This is a genomic window from bacterium (genome assembly GCA_021372615.1).
GTDB lineage: Bacteria > Armatimonadota > Zipacnadia > Zipacnadales > UBA11051 > JAJFUB01.
Genome location: JAJFUB010000158.1, coordinates 1 through 1,565 on the forward strand (window position 1 = coordinate 1; position 1,565 = coordinate 1,565).

The 1,565-nt window shown below is 70.0% G+C and carries 2 protein-coding genes; one reads left to right on the forward strand and one right to left on the reverse strand.

Going from position 1 to position 1,565, the window contains the following annotated elements; translation table 11 throughout:
• Positions 1-103: 103 nt before the first annotated feature.
• Positions 104-1,078 (reverse strand): uroporphyrinogen decarboxylase family protein, encoded by a 975-nt coding sequence (locus LLH23_22320; protein MCE5241210.1) that lies wholly within the window; start codon positions 1,076-1,078, stop codon positions 104-106.
• A gap of 95 nt (positions 1,079-1,173) precedes the next feature.
• Between LLH23_22320 and LLH23_22325 the strand changes: the two genes are divergently transcribed.
• On the forward strand, positions 1,174-1,565 hold a 392-nt coding region (locus LLH23_22325), incomplete at its 3' end, for a hypothetical protein (protein MCE5241211.1).

The window sequence follows — 1,565 nt, forward strand, 5'->3', positions numbered from 1 at the left end:
TGGCAGGCGGGTCATGTGGTGTCTCCTGATGCTGGGGTCTGTCCCCGGAGTGGTCGCCGCAGGCGACCCGCAGGGGGCTGACCCCGACAGTGCAATGCTGGGCTCAGCCCCCTGCAGACGGGCTGTCGCCCGCCTTCCGGGGACAGACCCCGTCGGTCGCGCAGAACTCCCGGTACACCTCGAGCATACACTCATAGTGCTCCAGCGGCATGCCCGGGAAGATCGTGTTCGAGGTGCCGAAGATGTAGCCGCCGCCGGGGGCACCGTGACGGAGGGCGTACAGCGCCGCCTCGCGGATCGCCTCGCGCGGGCCGTCTTGCAGCAGGCTGCACTGCACGTTGCCCATCAGCGCCATCTTCCCGTAGGCGCGGCGCTTCACCTCGGCCAGGTCCATCCCGGCCTGCGGGTCCACCGACTGGTAGCAGGCCGCGCCGGTGCCGATGTAGTCGTCCAGGAAGGGCATGATGTTCCCGTCGGTGTGGATGAACGGGATGATCCCCAGCGCGCGCAGGTGGGCGACCTGCTCGGCGAGATACGGGATGATGAACTCGCGGATCTGGGCGGGCGCGATGAACGGCCCGGCGTTGAAGGCGATGTCGTTGACCACGTGGATGAAGTCGGGTTCCGCTCCGGCCAACTCGCTGAACTTCGCCAGGGCCGTGTCGGTCCGCTGCCGGGCCTCGGCGTGCAGCACCTCGGGGTGCTCCCTCAGGTCGGCCGAGAACTGCATCCAGTCGGTGACGTTCTCGATGGCCAACGTCGTCCCGCCCACGATGGTGCCGATGAGGAGATCGTCGCCAAATGTGTGCCTGGCGGCGATGACACCGTCAGCGTCGCTCCAGGGCCAGAAGACGGCCAGCGCGTCCCACCGGTAGCGCGCGACGATCCTCTCGTAGATCGCCATGCACTGCGCGATTTTCGCCGCCTTCTCAGCACGGGAGATGCCGCCCCAACTGTGGCGGTCGGGGAAGCGCAGCCCGAAGGCCTCGTGTTCGAGTTCGAACATGACCTCGAAGTGCGGCGGGCGGTCGGGCTGCTCGAAGCGCAGTGTCTGCAGCATGCGCTGCTTGCCGGTCATCGCGTGCCTCCGGGGGGGCCACTTCTCCGGCAGCAGGGGCCGCACCTTGCGCTCCCGGCGCAGGTCGCCTCCGGCCCCGCCGGGAAGAGGGGACCATGCACCGGCTTTGCGTCGCCATCGCGCTCGTGACTGCCGCACTTCCCGCCTCCTGGGCGAGTGCGCAGCCGAACCTGGCCCCCAATCCCGGCTTCGAGATGGGCGAGGCAGATCTGCCGCTGGGCTGGGGCCAGCGCACCCCGAGCGACGCCGCTCGCGAGCTGGCGTGGAGCGCCGACGCCCCACACTCCGGGCAGCGCTGCGTGACGATCACGAACCGCACCGACACGCTGTCGCGCTGGCGGTCGGGCCACGGCGGGGACCTGCGCCTCAAGCCCGGCACGGCGGCGCGCCTGTCGGCGTGGGTGCGGACGCACGAGCTGCAGGGCCGGGCCTACCTGCTGCTCTACAGCCTCGACGCCAAGGGTGAGGTCCTGGCCCAGCCGTCCTC

What these genes read in the sequence shown, in the direction of transcription:
- LLH23_22320 (MCE5241210.1), bottom strand. Translation starts at nt 1,078, where the DNA reads ATGACCGGCAAGCAGCGCATGCTGCAGACACTGCGCTTCGAGCAGCCC.